13 protein-coding genes and 1 tRNA gene are annotated in these 17,305 nt (G+C 55.4%); 9 read left to right on the top strand and 5 right to left on the bottom strand.

Annotated features, from left to right (window positions below; all coding sequences use genetic code 11):
- Window positions 1–131 precede the first annotated feature (131 nt).
- The gene (locus H6955_16870; GenBank protein ID MCP5315232.1) at window positions 132–710 is read left to right on the top strand and encodes a hypothetical protein; all 579 of its coding nucleotides are present in this window, start codon (window positions 132–134) and stop codon (window positions 708–710) included.
- 114 nt (window positions 711–824) lie between these two features.
- Here the strand turns inward: H6955_16870 and H6955_16865 are convergent, their stop codons facing one another.
- Complete coding sequence (locus tag H6955_16865) at window positions 825–1,229, bottom strand: hypothetical protein (protein MCP5315231.1); 405 nt, start codon at window positions 1,227–1,229, stop codon at window positions 825–827.
- Window positions 1,230–2,029: 800 nt separating this feature from the next.
- Between H6955_16865 and H6955_16860 the strand changes: the two genes are divergently transcribed.
- Window positions 2,030–4,750 carry a bifunctional acetate--CoA ligase family protein/GNAT family N-acetyltransferase gene (locus H6955_16860; protein ID MCP5315230.1) on the top strand — a complete coding sequence of 907 codons (2,721 nt, stop codon included), beginning with the start codon at window positions 2,030–2,032 and terminating at the stop codon, window positions 4,748–4,750.
- Here the strand turns inward: H6955_16860 and H6955_16855 are convergent.
- Both H6955_16855 and H6955_16850 read right to left on the bottom strand, forming a co-directional pair.
- Window positions 4,737–5,195 (bottom strand): hypothetical protein, encoded by a 459-nt coding sequence (locus H6955_16855; GenBank protein ID MCP5315229.1) that lies wholly within the window; start codon window positions 5,193–5,195, stop codon window positions 4,737–4,739. The genes H6955_16860 and H6955_16855 overlap by 14 nt on opposite strands.
- A gap of 85 nt (window positions 5,196–5,280) precedes the next feature.
- Window positions 5,281–5,363, bottom strand: a tRNA-Phe gene (locus H6955_16850).
- A 102-nt stretch (window positions 5,364–5,465) separates the two neighbouring features.
- Between H6955_16850 and H6955_16845 the strand changes: the two genes are divergently transcribed.
- The 6 genes from H6955_16845 to H6955_16820 all read left to right on the top strand — a co-directional run bounded on the left by H6955_16845 (window position 5,466) and on the right by H6955_16820 (window position 14,051).
- Complete coding sequence (locus H6955_16845; GenBank protein ID MCP5315228.1) at window positions 5,466–6,665, top strand: integrase family protein; 1,200 nt, start codon at window positions 5,466–5,468, stop codon at window positions 6,663–6,665.
- A 166-nt stretch (window positions 6,666–6,831) separates the two neighbouring features.
- Entirely contained in the window at window positions 6,832–7,083 is a 252-nt protein-coding gene (locus H6955_16840) for a helix-turn-helix domain-containing protein (protein ID MCP5315227.1), read from the top strand.
- Between the two features lie 1,864 nt (window positions 7,084–8,947).
- On the top strand, window positions 8,948–9,937 hold the full coding sequence (locus tag H6955_16835) for a hypothetical protein (protein MCP5315226.1): 990 nt from the start codon (window positions 8,948–8,950) through the stop codon (window positions 9,935–9,937).
- A 136-nt stretch (window positions 9,938–10,073) separates the two neighbouring features.
- Window positions 10,074–11,606 (top strand): nucleoside 2-deoxyribosyltransferase, encoded by a 1,533-nt coding sequence (locus tag H6955_16830; GenBank protein MCP5315225.1) that lies wholly within the window; start codon window positions 10,074–10,076, stop codon window positions 11,604–11,606.
- A gap of 1,044 nt (window positions 11,607–12,650) precedes the next feature.
- Entirely contained in the window at window positions 12,651–13,484 is an 834-nt protein-coding gene (locus H6955_16825; GenBank protein MCP5315224.1) for a bis-aminopropyl spermidine synthase family protein, read from the top strand.
- A gap of 3 nt (window positions 13,485–13,487) precedes the next feature.
- Complete coding sequence (locus tag H6955_16820; GenBank protein MCP5315223.1) at window positions 13,488–14,051, top strand: hypothetical protein; 564 nt, start codon at window positions 13,488–13,490, stop codon at window positions 14,049–14,051.
- A 2-nt stretch (window positions 14,052–14,053) separates the two neighbouring features.
- Here H6955_16820 and H6955_16815 read toward each other — a convergent pair whose 3' ends face one another.
- Window positions 14,054–14,488, bottom strand: coding sequence for a hypothetical protein (locus tag H6955_16815; GenBank protein ID MCP5315222.1), 435 nt, complete (start codon window positions 14,486–14,488; stop codon window positions 14,054–14,056).
- A gap of 203 nt (window positions 14,489–14,691) precedes the next feature.
- The gene (locus H6955_16810; protein MCP5315221.1) at window positions 14,692–15,708 is read right to left on the bottom strand and encodes an ImmA/IrrE family metallo-endopeptidase; all 1,017 of its coding nucleotides are present in this window, start codon (window positions 15,706–15,708) and stop codon (window positions 14,692–14,694) included.
- A gap of 425 nt (window positions 15,709–16,133) precedes the next feature.
- Between H6955_16810 and H6955_16805 the strand changes: the two genes are divergently transcribed.
- Window positions 16,134–16,883 (top strand): hypothetical protein, encoded by a 750-nt coding sequence (locus tag H6955_16805; GenBank protein ID MCP5315220.1) that lies wholly within the window; start codon window positions 16,134–16,136, stop codon window positions 16,881–16,883.
- Window positions 16,884–17,305: the final 422 nt, after the last annotated feature.

Here is a 17,305-nt window from a genome sequence, read left to right as displayed (position 1 = left end):
GTTGAGTTGTGCCACTTTGGGCGGCACTGCATGCCGAGCCGACTCTAGCGGCAGACACGTCGAAATATCAAGCCACGCGCATTGCCGCCGGGTTCCGCCGGCAGGCGCCCGGGCATTCCGCGCGCGATCAGGTGACCGGCACCGAGTCTGCGATCCTGCATGCGGAGTTCGAGGGCGCGGGCAACCATGTCCTCCTGCAGGCCGCCAATGCCGCCATGGGCATAGCCTGGGCCGCCCTTGTCGCATGCCTGATCCCGTTTCCACTCTCCCAGGCGATCGCCCTGTTTCTCGCGCTCGTGGCGGCACTACTGATGGTCGTCGGTGCGGTGGTGGGAAACACTGACGCCGGTTCACCGTCCGGTGTCGGTGTACCGGAACTGCATGGGAACACGGATGCCAAAGGCGGACTCGGTGCCGGTGCGGACGTGATCTACGTGTGGGGGACCTGGGTCTTCGACACGCTGCATGAGGGGTGGAACGAGATCCACCCGATCAAGGTCGCGATGAAGGTCGGATGCTGGAAGGGGGACTGGACCGACTTCGAGTGTGGCGAGGGAGGAAATCCCCCGCCGCCAGACGTCATCCTGCGGGTGCGCAAGCAGTTAGAAGCGGCGCGTGCCGACGCGACCCTCGCCAACCAGGCGCGGCCGGAGCACCAGTGGCACGTTCATCCAGACCTCGACGGCTGCACTTCTGACGTGATTGTCTAGCGCAAAGGGGCACTGGCGCCGACTTCACAGCCCAGGGTGGGGTCGTCGTTGAGACATCCGTTCTACGCGCGCCCCTTGCTGTATCCCCCCAGTCCCGCCGCCCCACAATGCAATCTACTCGGCAAGAGTCGTACAGAAAAAACTGTCGTGTTCGCGAATACCGCCTCTCAGTGCGGCATCCTGGCAGGCGCGGTCGTGCGTGTAGCAATAATCCACTTGCGTTTCCTTGTCGCAATCCTCGCAGATGACCGAAACGTTCGCGAGGTTGGTGCAGACGCAGCTTGGGTACTCGGCGACGACCGCCCCAATGGGATTCACTGGCGTTGCAGTTGTCCCGCCTTGCTTGACCACGTAGACCTGACTGGGACTGAGGCTGGGCGCAAACCCCTGGCGCGCACTCTGCAGTTCGCGGACGAGGTCTTCGGCGTTCACCGGAACGCTGAGCATCAGCATGATGAGCATCACCAGAGGAGCAGCGCCGTTCTTTGGCACTGGAATGTTGTTTCTTTCGGTGGACACTGGGAGCCTCCCTTCACTGTTTGATTGTCGTTGAGTCGCTATTCAGGTGCGGACGACAGCGACTCCAAAGTCGCTTGACGGCGCCTTTAACGCGCTTTCGTAACAGGTATACGGACCAATCAGCGGATTGGATCAATCCGGATGTCGCGGAACGCGGGCAAGCGGCCAGGTACCGACCGCGTGGCGAAACAGCCGCGGGCATTCAGCGGGACGGCTGTGCCCAAACGAAGGCATTCTGGGGTCACCCCGTCTCGTCGAACAGCTCCCGCTGCGGCGGCGCCCGGCACGGCGGCCGCAGCGGGACATCGGCTCCAACGCTTTCGCATCCAGGTGGGCGAAGTGCTTCTCGATGACCGCCGGATCCTCAATGCACGCGATGATCCGCACCGCCGCAGGCCGGGCAGGTCTCGACGTCGATACCGAAAACCCGCTTGCGGTACTCTCGTCCGTCGCGCGCAGGCCCCTCGTGGACATGCATCGGTCTGCCGTCGGCCTGCTACTGCATCAAGCCATTCCATCGCAGCGCCAAGCGCCTGATGCCCGGCATCCACGCGCCGTTCCGGCTTTCGCGGCACCGGTCAGCGCCGGCTGCCCCCGGGGGACGGGCCGCCTGTCCCACCGTTCCACCTCGCGCCGGGAAGCGTCGCCAGGACAACGAACCGCGGCCGGACCGGCCAAAGGGGGGCGTGAGGCAATGATTCTGTCGGTGTCGCCTAGGGCTTATATTGCCCCGGACGTTCCACGCCGGTCCGCGTGGACTCCGCTCCGAATCCCCGACCTGCCGTCGGCGGAGGAAACCCATGGCCGTCCGCAATCTGGAAAAACTGTTCAAACCACGTCGCATCGCCCTGTTGGGGGGCTGCGACAGGCCGGACAATCTGGGTCGCCAATGCCTGCGCAACATCCTAAACGGGGGGTTCGAGGGGGTGGTCTATCCGGTCAGCCAGGAATGCGAGGCGATCCACGGCATCGCGACCTACAGCGACGTATCGGTGCTGCCCAAGGTCCCGGACCTGGCCATCATCTGTGGGCCGGCGGCGACCGTGCCCACGGCGGTCGAGCGCTGTGGCGAGGCCGGCATCGTCGGCGTGCTGATCCTTTCAGGCGGGTTCCGTGAGGCCGGTGAAAGGGGTCGCCTGATCGAGCAGGAACTGAATCGTGTCGTCGCCCGCTACCCTGGCATGCGGGTCGTGGGCCCGAATTCCCTGGGAATCATCCGCCCGGCGCTGGGGCTCAACGCCAGTCACGCCGTGGCGATGCCCAAGGCGGGCCACCTGGCCTTCATTTCCGAGTCCAGGGCCTTGTGCAACTCGATGATGGACTGGGCCACCGAGCGCGGCATCGGTTTCTCGACGTTCATCGCGCCGGGCAACTGCATCGACGTCGGCTGGGGTGATCTCATCGATTACTTCGGCAACGATCCGGAGACGCGCGCGATCATCCTCTACGTCCAGACCATCGACGCCGCCAGACGTTTTATGTCCGCGGCCCGTGCGTTCGCCCTCACCAAGCCCATCGTCGCATACAAGGCCGGGCGATTCGCCGAATCCGCCCAGGCCGTCGCCTCGCATACGGGTGCCATGGTCGCCGAGGACGCCGTCTACGATGCCGCGCTCCAGCGCTGCGGGATTGTGCGTGTCCCCGAGCTCGATGACGTCTTCGATGTCGCCGAGCTGCTGGCATCCCAGCGCCTGCCCAAGGGCGCGCGCCTGGCCGTCGTCAGCAACGCCGGAGGTCCCGCGATCATCGCCGCGGACGCGCTCATCTCCCGCGGTGGCGTGTTGGCGGAACTCGGCGAGGAGACCGTGGCCCGGCTTGAAGAGATCCTGCCGCCGGTGGGGTCGCATCGAAACCCGGTGGACCTCCTCGACAGTGCTCCCCCCGAGCGTTACGAACAGGTCCTGCCCGTGCTCCTGGCAGACAAGAACATCGACGGTCTGCTCGTGATCTTTGCGATCCAGTCGGGCAGCGACGCAACGGACACGGCACGTGTCGTGGCCCAGGTCTCGGCGCGATCGCACATCCCCGTGCTGGCCGCGTGGATGGGAGGCGAGCAGGTTCGCCGCGCCGTGCAGGTTCTCAACGAGGCAGGCCTGCCCACCCACCCGTCACCCGAGCAGGCGGTTCGGGCGTTCATGCATCTCGTGTCTTATGCGCGCAACCTCGGTTCCCTGTATGAAACCCCGCGCGAGATCCCCGTTCCTATCGGCCTGAACCGGCGCAATCTGCGCAAGCGCCTGCAACCCCTGCTATCCCGGGGCGAGGGCTACCTGACCGAGAACCAGGCCAAGAGCTTTCTGCGTGCCTACCAAATACCGGTGTGCGAGACCTGTGTCGCCACGGACGAAGATGAGGCGGTGGCCGTCGCGGAACGGATCGGTTATCCAGTGGTTCTCAAGGTCCTTTCACCGAACATCCTGCACAAGCTCGACGTCGGCGGTGTCCAGCTCAATCTCGGCGATGCGGCCGCGGTGCGCGCGGCCTACAAGGGTATAGTCTGCGAGAGTCAGGCCCGCTGTACGGGCGCCTCGATCAAGGGCGTGTCGGTACAGAAGATGGTCACCGCCGAATACGGGCTCGAACTCATTCTCGGCGCCAAGAAAGACCCGACCTTCGGCGCCGTGATCATGGTCGGTATGGGCGGCGTTGCGACGGGCGTCCTCCGCGACCGTGTCGTGGGGCTGCCGCCGCTCAACGAGCGCCATGTCCGCCGCATGCTGGAGTCTTTGCGTTTCTGGCCGCTGCTGAACGGTTACCGGGGTCGGCCCGCGCTGCACCTGGACCGGCTGATTGAGGCCATTATCCGGTTCTCCCTGCTGATCGCCGATTACCCGGAGATAAAGGAATTCGATGTCAATCCGCTGCTGGTCACCGTAGATGGGGTGACGGCATTGGATGCCGCCATGGTGCTGGACAAGAACCTGCCAATCGACGGGCGCGACCTGTATCCCCACTTGGCCATCCGGCCGTGTCCGGAAGAGTACGTCCGCCATGGCCGGAGCGAGGACGGTGCCGCCATCACGCTTCGCTCGGTGCGTGCCGAGGACGAGCCGATGTGGCATAGCATGGTCGCGGACTCCTCGCCCGAATCGATCCGCTTCCGCTTCCGCTCCTTGTTCAAGAGGCCAACGCACCAAATGGCGATAGAGCATTGCGTAATCGACTACGAGCGCCAGATTGCCATCGTTGCCGAGACAGAGGCGCGTGGTTACCGCGAGCTTGCCGGGGTCGCCCAACTGATTGCCGACGCCAATCACGAGACGGCCGAATTCGCGGTGCTGGTGTCCGACCCCTGGCAGGGGCGGAAGATCGGCGGGACCCTGCTGGATTACTGTCTCGAACTGGCCGCCGGATGGGGGATCGAACGGATCGTGGCCGAGACGGACCCGGAAAATAGGCGCATGTTGGACACCTTCCGCAAACGTGGATTCAGCGCCGAGGTGCATATCGAGGACCAGGTGGTGATGTTGGAGCGGCGGATTACGTCGGTACGGCGGCAGACCATCGTTACGCGCCTTTAATCCACGAATCGCGCCCGCCCCTGCCACTGATCCGCGCTCCCCGTCCCGGTCGAGAAGGCCGCTGGCAGGTGCCCCGTTCGTGGAACAACGATCTGTGCACCCGCTCGTTCGCTGCGCTCCCTGGAGGGTGTAGCGAGGTCGCTAGCCCCAATGTTGCATGAACAGGCACATTACCGGTGAAGAATAGCGATTTCAGGCAATAGGCGGTGCTCGTCCGCTTGCTGGCGGACACCTCGGCCAGGAAACGCTCCAGCGCCTTGTCGAACAGCAGCCTCTCGGCACCGGCACGATTGATGTACACGCCACGCACCATTTCGTCCTCGGTGCTGCGCGCCCAGTCGGCCGCGTCGCGCTTGGTGGGAAAAGTTTTGATGGTCACCGGCCAGCCGCGTTTGCGAATGACGGCCTTCCAGGCGTTCGACGGTGTTTTCGTGATGGTCGCCACGGCCGCTTCCGGTACAGGTGTACCGAAAATGTACCGAGTGACACAGGGACTAAAAAGCAGAAACCGCTTATGTCTTTGAATTGATTGGTGCCCAGGGACAGAATCGAACTGCCGACACGGGGATTTTCAATCTCAGTACCGCCAACTCTACAACTTGCTAAGCATTACCAAATTCCACATATCTAGCTGATTTATCGTTCCTTTTGGTATATCCTTTCCATTAAGGATTACTGAGCTTTTTGATTTACGCTGCCTACATAGTGTCTACACATGCCCGAAGTCAAGCTGACAAAGACGATGGTGGATAAGGCACTACCGCCGGTCAACAAGGATCAAGAGTTCTATCGGGACACCCAGTTGAAAGGGTTCGGCTTGAGAGTCACCGCACGCGGGGCCAAGTCGTTCATTGTCGAAAAGCGTATCGGAAGGAAGACGCGCAGAAACACGATTGGCAGTTATCCTGCACTTACGGTCGACCAAGCCCGCAAACTGGCGCAACAACTCCTTGGAAAAATTGCTTCTGGTGTAGACCCGCTTGCGGAGAAGCGGCGCGCACTCGCGGAGTCAGTTCAGCTATGCCAAGCGTTCGGGGAGTACCTCGAAACGAGGACTCTCAAGCCGAATACGGTTTTCGATTACCGACGTGTCATGCGTGAGGCATTTCCGGACTGGCAGAAGGTACCCATAACGACCATCACTAGATCAATGGTTGAACATCGCTATCGTGAACTCGGCCAGAGAAGCAAAGCGAGAGCGAACAATGCGATGCGGGTTCTGAGGGCGGTATTGAATTTCGCCACAGCTCGCTACACGGGAGACGGTGAGCAACCAATTCTAACCGCAAACCCCGTGCAACGTCTCTCCGATACGAAGTCGTGGTACCCAGTGGACCGCAAACAGACGGTTATCAAGGAAAGCGGCTTTAAAGCCTGGTTCGAAGCAGTGCTAGCTTTGGGCGACGAAGATCCGAATAGTTACGGCAGCGTTGCACGAGACCTGCTGCGGACTTTGGTATTCACAGGCTTGCGTCGAGACGAAGCGAGGAACCTTCGTTGGGAAAATATAGACTTCGCAGAGAACACTCTGACGGTGCCTGATACAAAGAACAGAACACCCCATATCCTCCCTTTGCCCGAATATCTTCTAGCGATATTTCAGGCACGTCGTGATTCGGCCACATCCGACTTCGTGTTTCCAGGACGCGATGAGGCACATCCCGTCGTCAACATTAACCGGCACAAAGAATCTGTTGTAAAGAACTCTGGCATTCACTTCTCTCTCCACGATCTGCGGAGGACCTTCATCACGACAGCGGAGTCGCTGGATATTTCGATCTACACGGTAAAACGCCTGGCAAATCACAAACTATCAAAAGGAGACGTTACCGCAGGGTACGTTGTGACAAATGTTTCAAGACTTCGCAAACCGATGCAGATGATCTCGGAACATCTACTGAAACTCGTCGAATGAAGTAATGATGTTCTGCTATGGGCTATTTAGTTTATTGACCCCCCCATAAATTTGCTTTAACGTTAGGTTATCTGCGGGGCTGTGTATATTGCCGCCCCCTAATCGCCGAAACCGGATCCCACAATAGGGCAGGCACGGTATAACCACGTGTTGTGAGGATGTCGCTATGCCCAAAGCAGCTCGAAAGCCCCTGATCACTGACCCAGAAGCACTACCGCGACTTGTGACTGAAACCCAGGCATCAGAAGTATACGGTTTTTCTGTTGCCTGGTTTCGGTATAGACGCTGGGCGGGCGGTGGGCCTCCCTACGTAAAGATCGGGCGGTCGGTACGCTACCCAAAAGATGAACTTCATAGATACTTCACCCAGCGCCCGCTGTTGCATAGCACCGGCGAACCCCAAGAAAGTGCCGACTAATCTCTCTCCGACTTGCCCGTCGAAATTGAAGTGCAGCGGGCGCAAAACGTTTGCAACCCGCGAATGCGGGCAGAACCGGCGGAAACTTGCATGACAGATTCGACAAAACCCCTGTTACTAAGCGGCCATTTCACTTCTATCGCAACACACGGAGGCAGATTGCGGTATTTAGAGGAGCAACCGTTGCACTATTCGCTCTGTGAACTTACGGACGACGACGAGGAGTAACGAAGCAAAACCACTAATAGCCGTAAATATATACAGAACCCGGTATGCTCATGCCCACAGTTACACCGATGTTCATTGACATGCTGACTTTGGTCTTGGATATGGACGAGGATGGAGGACTCGCAGAATATATTGCCAGTTGGAGTGAAGGATCAGAGCTCCGGATCAGGTCCAGCGGCTGGGAAGCCGGCCGGCGCCGATACAATCGAGGGTGGCGATTGACCATTCCCGGGTCGCTCCACCCAACATCCGTCCTACTGTTGATGCAACCCAAACAAGGCACACGGCAACCGTTCCTCTCCGTGGAGTTCAATCCGCGCAAGGTGGGGGCTGACGCCATGCTCACACTTTGGGAAGCATTGGGACTAATCCTAGGTGAGGCGTTTGACTCGCTGGTGCACAACGCGGCAATCACGAGGATTGATTTTTCGGTCGACGTATACCCACTCTCTTGTGACTCCATCTTTGTCGCAGGAAAAGGCCTCAGCAGGGGCCAGCTCTTCACCGGTAGCCACGGGAGAGTTGAAAGTATCGGCCTTGGCTCGCGAAGCAGCCAGCGATCCTTCCGCATTTACCAGAGGGACCATGAAACCAGGGAGCGCGTGTCACGCAGATCGCACGTGACCAGAATCGAAGGACGCGTCAAGCCGTGCTACAGAGAGAGAAACCGAATCGGACTTTCTGAACTACTAGATGGATTCATCGACAACCCATTTTCTAGCCTCAAAGTAGTTTGCAGTATCGATCCATCGGCTCTGGATAGCGCCCGCTACGTCTACAGACTGTTTCTTGATTCAGCTTGGCGGAGAGGCCTCCAGGGAGCGCTGGGTCAAATCAAGCGGCCAGAGACGAAAGCTCAGTTCCTCAACTTTCTAGACAGCCATATGCAAACTGGCTGGTTTGATCCTGAGGACATATGGTCGGAATACAGGAATGCCGTAAGTGTGCTTCGACTGGAGCATCTTCTAAGGCCACATAGCTTCGGAGTTGCGGTTCCCAGCGATGAAGTCCTGTACATTCAACGTAGGAGGCGCGTCTCAGAATGGTGAACGCCGGGAGAACATCTACGCTGTTAGCATACCCAGTGCAATTTCGGATCATTGGCCGAATGATCCAACGGTCACGTTGCAATCAATTGCAAAACCTCGGCATGGGGCACCGGGGGCTTGCCTTGAAGAATTGGACACCTCAATCTAACTGAACGAGCTGAGAAAATGCCCAAAGTGGGACCGAAGCGAACACGGGATTACGGCGAGGAGTTCAAAGCCACGGTGGCGCAATTGAGCGGCCTGCCGCGCGTGCTGTTCAAGGACTTGGCAGCGCCGTTGGGCATCCTCCGCTCGTGCTGACACGGTGGCACAGGCAGTGCGCGGGGGCAAAATAGTGACGAAGAAAAGCTCACTGGACGTTGACGCTAAGGTCTGAACCGAGCTGAAGCGGTTGCGCCTGCTGGAGAAGGAACACAAACAGCTGCAGATGGAGCGCGACCTGTTAGAAGAGGCCATCCGGTTCTGTTCAAGGCGAAATCCGAAATCTTCGAATTCGTAGAACCGAACCGCGCTGACTAACCGCTCCGAGCTGAGTGCCGCTTGCCTCGGCGTTATAGGTCGTGTGACCAACAGAGGAACTGTCAACAATGTCAGATATAGCTTTCTACTATCCGGGCCATATTTGGTACGACACAGACCGCATTAAATCCATGCTGCTTTTCTACGACGGAGTAGGCTTTCTAATCCCTGAATATAAGCAAGGCGAGCCGGAAACTGCTGATCCTGTACTCGCCGGACCATTGCGAGACAATAATCTGCTTCATTACTTTGTGGCTGACCAAGTAGTGGATGCCGAAGCGACGTCCGAACTTGCCCAAGTGATGGGAAACCTGATCGAGAGTGGCGCACTTAACCATCTCGTGCGGGAAAATGCCAGCTTTCATAGCTTATCAATGTCACGGCTGGGATACGGGGGTAACAGCGAATTAGCACAACGGCTATTTGAACGCCTGCGGGATATGGGGCTTGCCAAAGATTCCGAGGATGGTTCGTCCATTCCTATGCACCCGACGGTCCGTTATCTGGTATTGGTTCTACTAGCTCAAATACTCCGAGCACCGAGCGCAAAGAACGGAGTAAACCTCGCACCCATAACAGACAGACCGGAAATCGTTTCCGCGCTGACTGAGCTTCTCAACATACCTACAGCTCCCTCTGCTGGACGAGTTATCGAATTCGATTTGCAAGCTGTTTCGGCTGACCTGAGTACCATCCCATTGGACGAGGTATTAGACTTCCGAAACCAAAACCTCGAAGCGCACAGGCTATATATGCGGTCTCTACGCAAGTTCGCTCGCGAAATAAGTGTGCTGCCCGAATTGGATCAGCAAGCGGCGATTGCTGACCGACAAGCCGAACTGGATGACTATGCGTCCGACCTCAAGGCTCTTTGTAGAAATGCTTGGCGGAAACCAGCAACTGTTGGACTCGGCCTAGCCGGCGCTGCATGGGCGGCTACCGGCGACCCTCTTTCAGCGCTTCTGGCTGTTGGCGGTTTCGCCGCTTCTGAATTTGGTCTCGGCAAAGGCAAGCTGGATGCATACAGTTACATGATCTCAATCGGCCGGCAGTTCTAATCATGGGCGAGGTGGCGTTTAACAATTCGTTGCAGCTGCGGTTTTACCCACCCCCCAATTTTGCTGCCGCAAAATCGGGCGTCGTCTCATGCGCAGCTGAAGTCGGGCGTTAACCTAAAGTAAAATCGGATAACAAATGAATAAACCAATAGATCGGGCAGTAGCGAAACAGGAAATTGAGCGAATTAACGAAGCGCTTGAGAAGCCCTTACTCCTGATTGGGGGGCTGGCGGTCCAACAATACTATCCGGCAAGGGTCTCAAAAGACATCGATTTGGTATGCGAGTTTGACGTTGCGCAAAGACTTCTTGACCAGTTGTATCCGTCCAAGGACTGGAAGGTTAAGGACCATCAAAGTGATGACTACAGGCCTTCATATCGAATTCAGCATAAAGTGGAAGATAAAGGAACAATCATATTTGGCCCGAAGATAGTTGAAAGAAAACCATATGAGTATTTAGACTGGGGATACCTGGCGGAATTTGCGAAGCCGTTTTCTGGAAGAGAGGGAAAGCAACTTAGCAATATCAACGTACCTTCTGCGGAAGCGCTTGCATATACAAAGCTAATTTCATTTCTGGGTCGCAACGGAAATGAAGTGAAAATTGCTCAAGATTTGAAAGACATGGTGAATTTAACGAATCATGACGAGTTTTCGTCTTCAAGGTTCTACGATTTGATTAGGAGGTCCGAGGCAGAGACCGTGCTATTTGAGGACTTCAGGAGGAAGTCGTCAGAGTACTCAGATATAATATCCCAAAGTTCTTTGCATGCACTCGCTCCATTATTTTTTGCAAGTACAATAATTAAGGAAGCCAAGGACCGAGGAAAGCAAAGAAGTAGCAAAATGGCAATATACGTCGCCGCACCACATAAGAATATTGCGCGCAACACATCCATTGCAAAAACTATCGAAAGTTTAGGCATACTCCCATTAGTCCCTTACGATGTTGTTTCGTCGAAGAATCTAATCGAAGGCGTTAGTGATGCGCGTAAAATACGAAATGTATGCATCGAGGCAATAAACAAATCTCAATTAATTGTCGTTGACCTGGACAAATATGGTCTAGATACCGCCTGGGAGATTGGGTATGCAGAAGGGAAGGGGATACGTGTTATTGGATATAATGAAGACGAGGGCGCCACGACGAATGAACGGTTTATAAACAGAAGGACATACGATCAGAATTTCATGCATGGGTGGCAGAGTCAAGTTATCTTTGACGATCTTGAACCACTTGCTAATTTCTGCAGGGATAGGATTGTTTACATTTGTGGATCGTTTAGCAATCAGAGTGTCGAGCAACTTCGGTCATCAGCTTTAGAGTCCGAATCGGAGAGAGTGATCTACCCAAAGGAGTATGTGGATACGCAAAATTTGTTACCGAATGACTACCCTTTCGCAGAGCGCGCAGAAACAAATAGACTGCTCGAATCATCAGATGTTGTCGTAGTTATGCTGCCCAGATATGGCATGGATGCCTCATGGCAAATTGGGTATGCCACAGCCCTGGGCAAGGAAGTAGTGGGAATATTGCTAACAGATGATGCAAAGGAATTTGGCAAGGCATCTTTTTGGGACCATTGGATGCATGGCTGGAAGAGCAAGCTTCGCGCGACAGGAACTTATCAGTTGATGGAGATAATCAACGGCATTAATGATGACTAACAAAGCACTCATTCAGAAAAGCCGATAGCAATTTCCAAATCAGAAACCGCCCTGGAAAGACATCGAACTTGATGCGGCGCTAGTCTAAGCCGAATTACACCTCGGGATAACGTAGCGGGTTTTGGCGGGCATCATCCAAGCACTGTTTGAGCGCTCATCCCTCACTCTGCAAATGGTCGCCTGTAACCCTGGGACTAGTCGACATGAAGAAAACAAGCACGGTTAGGTCGCTGGAGGCGCTGGAGAGACGCAAGCTATCCGAGCATTCATGTTCCGGGATTTCCTCTACAGCGAGGTCTCAGCCGCTCACAAGGTACCAAACGTACCAACCAATCCTTCCTTGGCGATCCGGGTTGGCGAGCACTTTTGCTGAGAACTATTCGAACGATTGAGCCGTCAGTTTGCCCCAATTTGCAGCCTTTTTACACATCGCTCGCCTGAAGTGAATGCTCATTGCAACCGATTGCGGTTGGGGTGTGCGTCCAACGAGCGGAACCGGGCTGGCCACATCTGGGATATGCCAGATGTGCAGGGCAGTATCGGGGCGGTAACAACCGTGGTGATCAATGCCTTTGACCCAAGATCTGGGAACTCAGTGGACTGGCAAGCTATTGCTATTGCCTATGGGGCACACAAAAACCTTCTTTACCACTCCTTGTATTTTCACCGCACAGGTGCGTTCAACGTCGGCTGGCGGGAAGAAACTGAACGGAAAATCGATAACTACGTTGGCCCCCGCGGGAACTGCCGTATTCCAGAAGACTTGGAGGATTGCCGAGAACCAAAGTGAGTGATCAGGCGTTTGGGATACAAATTGACGATCATGGAGCATCGTGTATCTTTTTGTAGGGCGCTGCAGCACGGCAACGCTGGTGTTCTGCATTGAGCAATGCCCTTATAGTATTCTTTGTTAGCGCCCATCGGGTCATGTTTCGATGAGGAGCGCCCCCGTACGTTCCCGTGACGGCGTTCTAGACCGAAGAGCGCCCCGGCATTGCCGGCCGATACGACGATCTAAACTGGGCCGGATAGGAGGATTGTGTTTTGGCTAAGGACTGGGACCTTCGGGAAGCAATCAACGCAGTGTCAGACGTCGTCGCGAACCGGCCTAGACCGATTCGCGAATTCGACCAGATCTATATGAAAGTAGCTGATATGGTGATACAAGCGCATTTCGTCGCGCAACGTTTCGCCGGAAAAAGTGTCGCCTTCATTGGAGATGGGGATGCTATCGGCCTTTCTGTGATGCACCTTGGCGAGCTCGGCATCTTTGAGGAATACCCAAGGTGCATCACCCTGCTCGATTTTGATGAACGCATCGTCAACTCGGTGCTTAGGTTTTCCAGTAAGTACGGCTTCCCGGACAAAATGGACGCCGAGCTTTACAACGTGACGGATGCATTGCCGCGAAAACATCTTGGCAAGTTCGATTGCTTCTATACGAACCCACCCTGGGGGGCAAGCAATGGGGGAGAAAGCGTCCTATTGTTTCTAGAACGAGGCATTGAGGCCGTTAACGAACGCGGCGAAGGTGCGATTGTGATTGCCGACGATCCGGAACTTGCATGGACGCAGGACGTGCTAGGAGCCAGTCAGCGGCGAGCAAGTGAACTGGGCTTCCTTGTGGCAGAGTTGATCCCCCAGCTGCACCTTTATCACCTAGATGACAACCCCAATTTAAGGTCGTGTACTTGCCTGTTTCGGAGATTCGAAGACAAATCTGGGCATCATTCATCCGGCGCAGCTGACCACCTGAGGCTTGCGAACTTTTATGGCCGAGACAACCCCCTCACAATAAAGTATGTCAGGGAGCATGCAGACCTTAACTACGGCAATGCTCCTGATGGGACGTATTACCTAGAGGAAATAGCGGAGTAGTTGATGGCAATGTTCAGCGAAGGTTCCGGCGTTGTTTTCATGAAGGTCGGCGTCCACGCGCAGGAGTCACTCGAGGACATAATTAAGAGGAAGCAGGACGAATTCGCCGCAGCTGGAAGAATATTCTGGGGGTATGGCGGCAATACCTGCCACCCGCGGACGATTGTGCAACCTTTCGCTAGAAAGTTTGAGAGTATAGGCCAATCGGTGCATCTCATTATGCATAGAATGAACTCCAAGCACTTTGAAGCACCTGAGCTCGCGAAGGAGTATTCAGAGGATGGGGTTAGCTGGTATGCGATACCCGATGGTATCGAGGTACGCGGTTCAATGTTTGGGATGGTGATTGGCGGGCTGACTGAAGAAGAGTTCGACTTCAACTTGAGAAGCGCTATCGTATCGGTCGGCCCCTCTCGAGGAAAGCGTGCAGCCGACTATCTGAAGGGCCAAGCTGACAAAGGCTGTTTTGAACTTTTAGGCGAAGGAATACAGGCCGATGAGGAGTCCACGAAGAGAATCACCCTTACGGCACCACTTGTAGCGCCCTACGCGGTGTTTCTACGATGAGGCTACCTTGGGAATGGTGCCAACATACCCCGACACGATCTGTCTAAATCTTTGTAGTAGCTTGACAGGCACTCGAGGGCGTCAGACGCCCCTCTTGAATTGAAGCAGATTCCAAGAGCTCTATCCCAGCGCCACCCGTGAACTTTATCAATCACCTGCGTCTCAAAACCGTTGAGCATCATTTCCGCAACGACTTGCTCCAAGCATTTTAACCGCCCGCTCAGTTTTTCAATTAAGCCCAACTGGTGACTTAGATCCGCGAGTGCAACCAAAGCCCGCTTGTCGCCCGTAATTGTCAACGAGCTATCCCAAGTGGTGGCAATAGAAAACAGAACTGCTTCGCCCACATCAATTCCGTCAGCGTCTTGAAACAAGGCCAACGTTTCGACCGGGGGATTATCCCGCAGCTCTTGCAGAGAAGAGACGAACCATTCCATAGCCTGCAGTGGAGCCTCACCTCCCAGGATTCGCCGTGCTTCGTCTCGGTCCTTCAAACGGAAAACGTACTTCAAAGTAGGCAGAATGAACGTAGCCTTAGGGTCAACGCATGTATTCAAGAATTCGTTGACCAATGAGTACTGTGAGACTTTCCGTACAACATCATTATCGAGTAGAAATGGAGACATGACAGACTGACTCGTCAGTCAACTACTGGTATACCACAGGCTCGATAAAGGAAAGCGAGCGAACTTTTTGAAACCGAATCCGCATCGAGTTCGTAGCGCATCGCTTCAAGTATGTCTGCAATTGCCCTCCCTTTCGTATCGACGGCCTTAAGTGTAGCGATTGCTAGTGGCCACTCCTTGGTCTGATAGGCAAATTTGAGGATCAGATGTCCAGCATCAATCCCCTCGTGCCGCTGAGTTTCCATAGCGACACGCGCGAGTTCCTCTGGGCTATTTGCATGATCTATCAGATCGCTGACATCGTAGCCGCCAGCAAGCAACGCCATCGCGTAGTTGTCCGCTTGCCGCTCTTGTTCGTCCTGCGTGTCGTCGCCGTAGGTTGTTTCATCTAGCGACTCATCAACGATCATCTCCCCGTCAGCACAGTGATCACACGCAACATGGCCCATTTCATGGGCAAGTACGAAACCCATCCAGGCGCTGAAAGAAGTGCTTTTTGACAAAACTATCGCTGGTCGGCCAGAAATGACCACTGCGAGGCCATCCATTTTTGGCATTCCGTCAGGGAATCGAGAAACATGCAAAACTGGTATACCGTGGTTCCAGCAAGTTCTGATCAAAGCCCTCAACGAGAGATACTTGATATTGCCGTCACTGAGGATTTCCCGACGAAGCCGCTCCGCAGAGGGCAATGGCGTGTATCGGTTAGCAACACACTGTACCGCCACACGTGCCGCTGACAACGCAACGGATACAGCCGGGGTAAGTTGCGCATCGTTATACCGAACGCTGCGCTTGAGCTTCCTTACATGGGGCAGCCTGAATTCGACTCGCGGATCTACCGCAGACAGCCCTTCAACCTCCACTCCAAGGTTCCTGGAGAGCGCGAGATTGAATTCGGAAAGGCCGGCTGGACTGCTCGCGGCTGAATCATCCCACCACGAGGGAAGTAAGGATCGAACGTAAGCCTCGGAGAATCCCACTTCGCCAAGTCGGTCCAAGATCTTCTCAACTTGTTTGGAGTTAGCCATGTTGCACTTACCACCTAGCGAACGTCATGCGTCGGACCGTCTAGATACGCGCGCAAGCTCAACCAGGAATCGTGTCAGCGCGTGTGCGTGCGATTCCGTGCCATCCCAAACGGATTCTAGGGCACTTAGAAGTTGCTCTTGCGTGCGAACGTCTTTGGCTTGTTCAGACACCAACGATATTCCCGCATAACTGCATAACGCGCGTATTCCGGAAGACATTCTGCCGCGGAAACGATCCGAGCTAAGCAGCCGACTCACCGTAGCCTGACTTACGCCTGCTCGAGCTGCATACTGTGACTGAGTCAAACCAGAGCGATTAAAGTCACGCTGGATCTCGGCGACAATTTGGTTCAAAGTGCGTTGCATGTAAGGCATTCTGTTTTTAGAATAGTGCATAATTGCATAAATGATCGATTCGGAATGAAATGACCGCCAGATCCACACCTGAGGTCTTTTGCTGGAGCAAGATGGGTCCAGAATCTGGGGAGACACTCGATCAAATTCTTCGCAGGAAGGAAATTGAGCGTGTCGCGAACGGTGGTTTTTTTGCCTGGGGGGTTGGCTCTTCATTGGGCGATTCGATGGAGTTACTGCAGCGAGTAGCACAAACGCCTTCCGTCCTCTTCACATCAATGAGAAGTCGCGCAAAACGCATCGACAGTAGTCCAAACAGTTTGCTTTTGTGGGTAGGCGGTCTCACACGATCCGGCGTTCGAGTCGAACTACCACGATTCACCCTACTGATTAGCCGTGGTCATACCGAACTACGGGCTGGCAAAAAGAAGCACTACGCGCTCCTTTGCCATTCTCACGACGACATCAATGCTGGGAATCGGGGCCGCTTCGACGGCAGGTCTGTCGTTAATTTGAAGACAGGTAACCCCGTGGGCAGCTCCCAGGTGACCGCGATTGTTAAGAAGTCGCCCGTTCGCGACTTGAACCCCTGCTATTACGACATCGGCTTTTCGGCCACCCTGATTGATCGAGGGCAGATTACGCTCGACGAGTATGTGTCTGTTTCGCGGAAAGATATTCGACGCGCTCTGGAGGCCGCATGTGCTGGCGACGTCGACGGATGGAAATCCGAAGTTACCGATCTTCGAGAAAGAGACCATCTAGGACGGCAGATCGAGCGCGCCGCCACCCCCTCGCGTGCGAGCCTTTTTTCACCGTAGCAACTGACGTCAACCACAAACGATTGTGGTTTGCTCAGCTTTGACCGAGCGAGCTCGATTCTGCTTTCCCCGACTCCACGAGCGATGCTTGCCTATGGCTTTCTGCCACCCCCATTGGGGGCTCCCGAAGAAACATAGACGCCCACAGTTCGGACTACCGCGAGGGAAGCTAGGCGAATCGAGTAAAGGAACAGCGGGCGCCACCCAATCCAAAAGGCATCTTCAAAAGATACCCGCGATACGATCATCGAATCAGCAGAGCCGGTAGGGTAGGCGTCGGGCAGATTCGAAACCACACCACGAAATAATGTTGCTCGACTAAGACGCGCTTTAGAGGCGCCCTGAGTGCACGAGCTCAATTCAGGCGTACCGATTTAATAGATATCAGAACGCTCCCAACACCAAACGCTAAATTCCGTTGC

The organism is Chromatiaceae bacterium, from assembly GCA_024235395.1.
Taxonomy (GTDB): domain Bacteria; phylum Pseudomonadota; class Gammaproteobacteria; order Chromatiales; family Chromatiaceae; genus Thiosocius.
The sequence above is the reverse complement of the archived record's forward strand: the minus strand, read 5'-3'. Positions and strand labels throughout refer to the sequence as shown.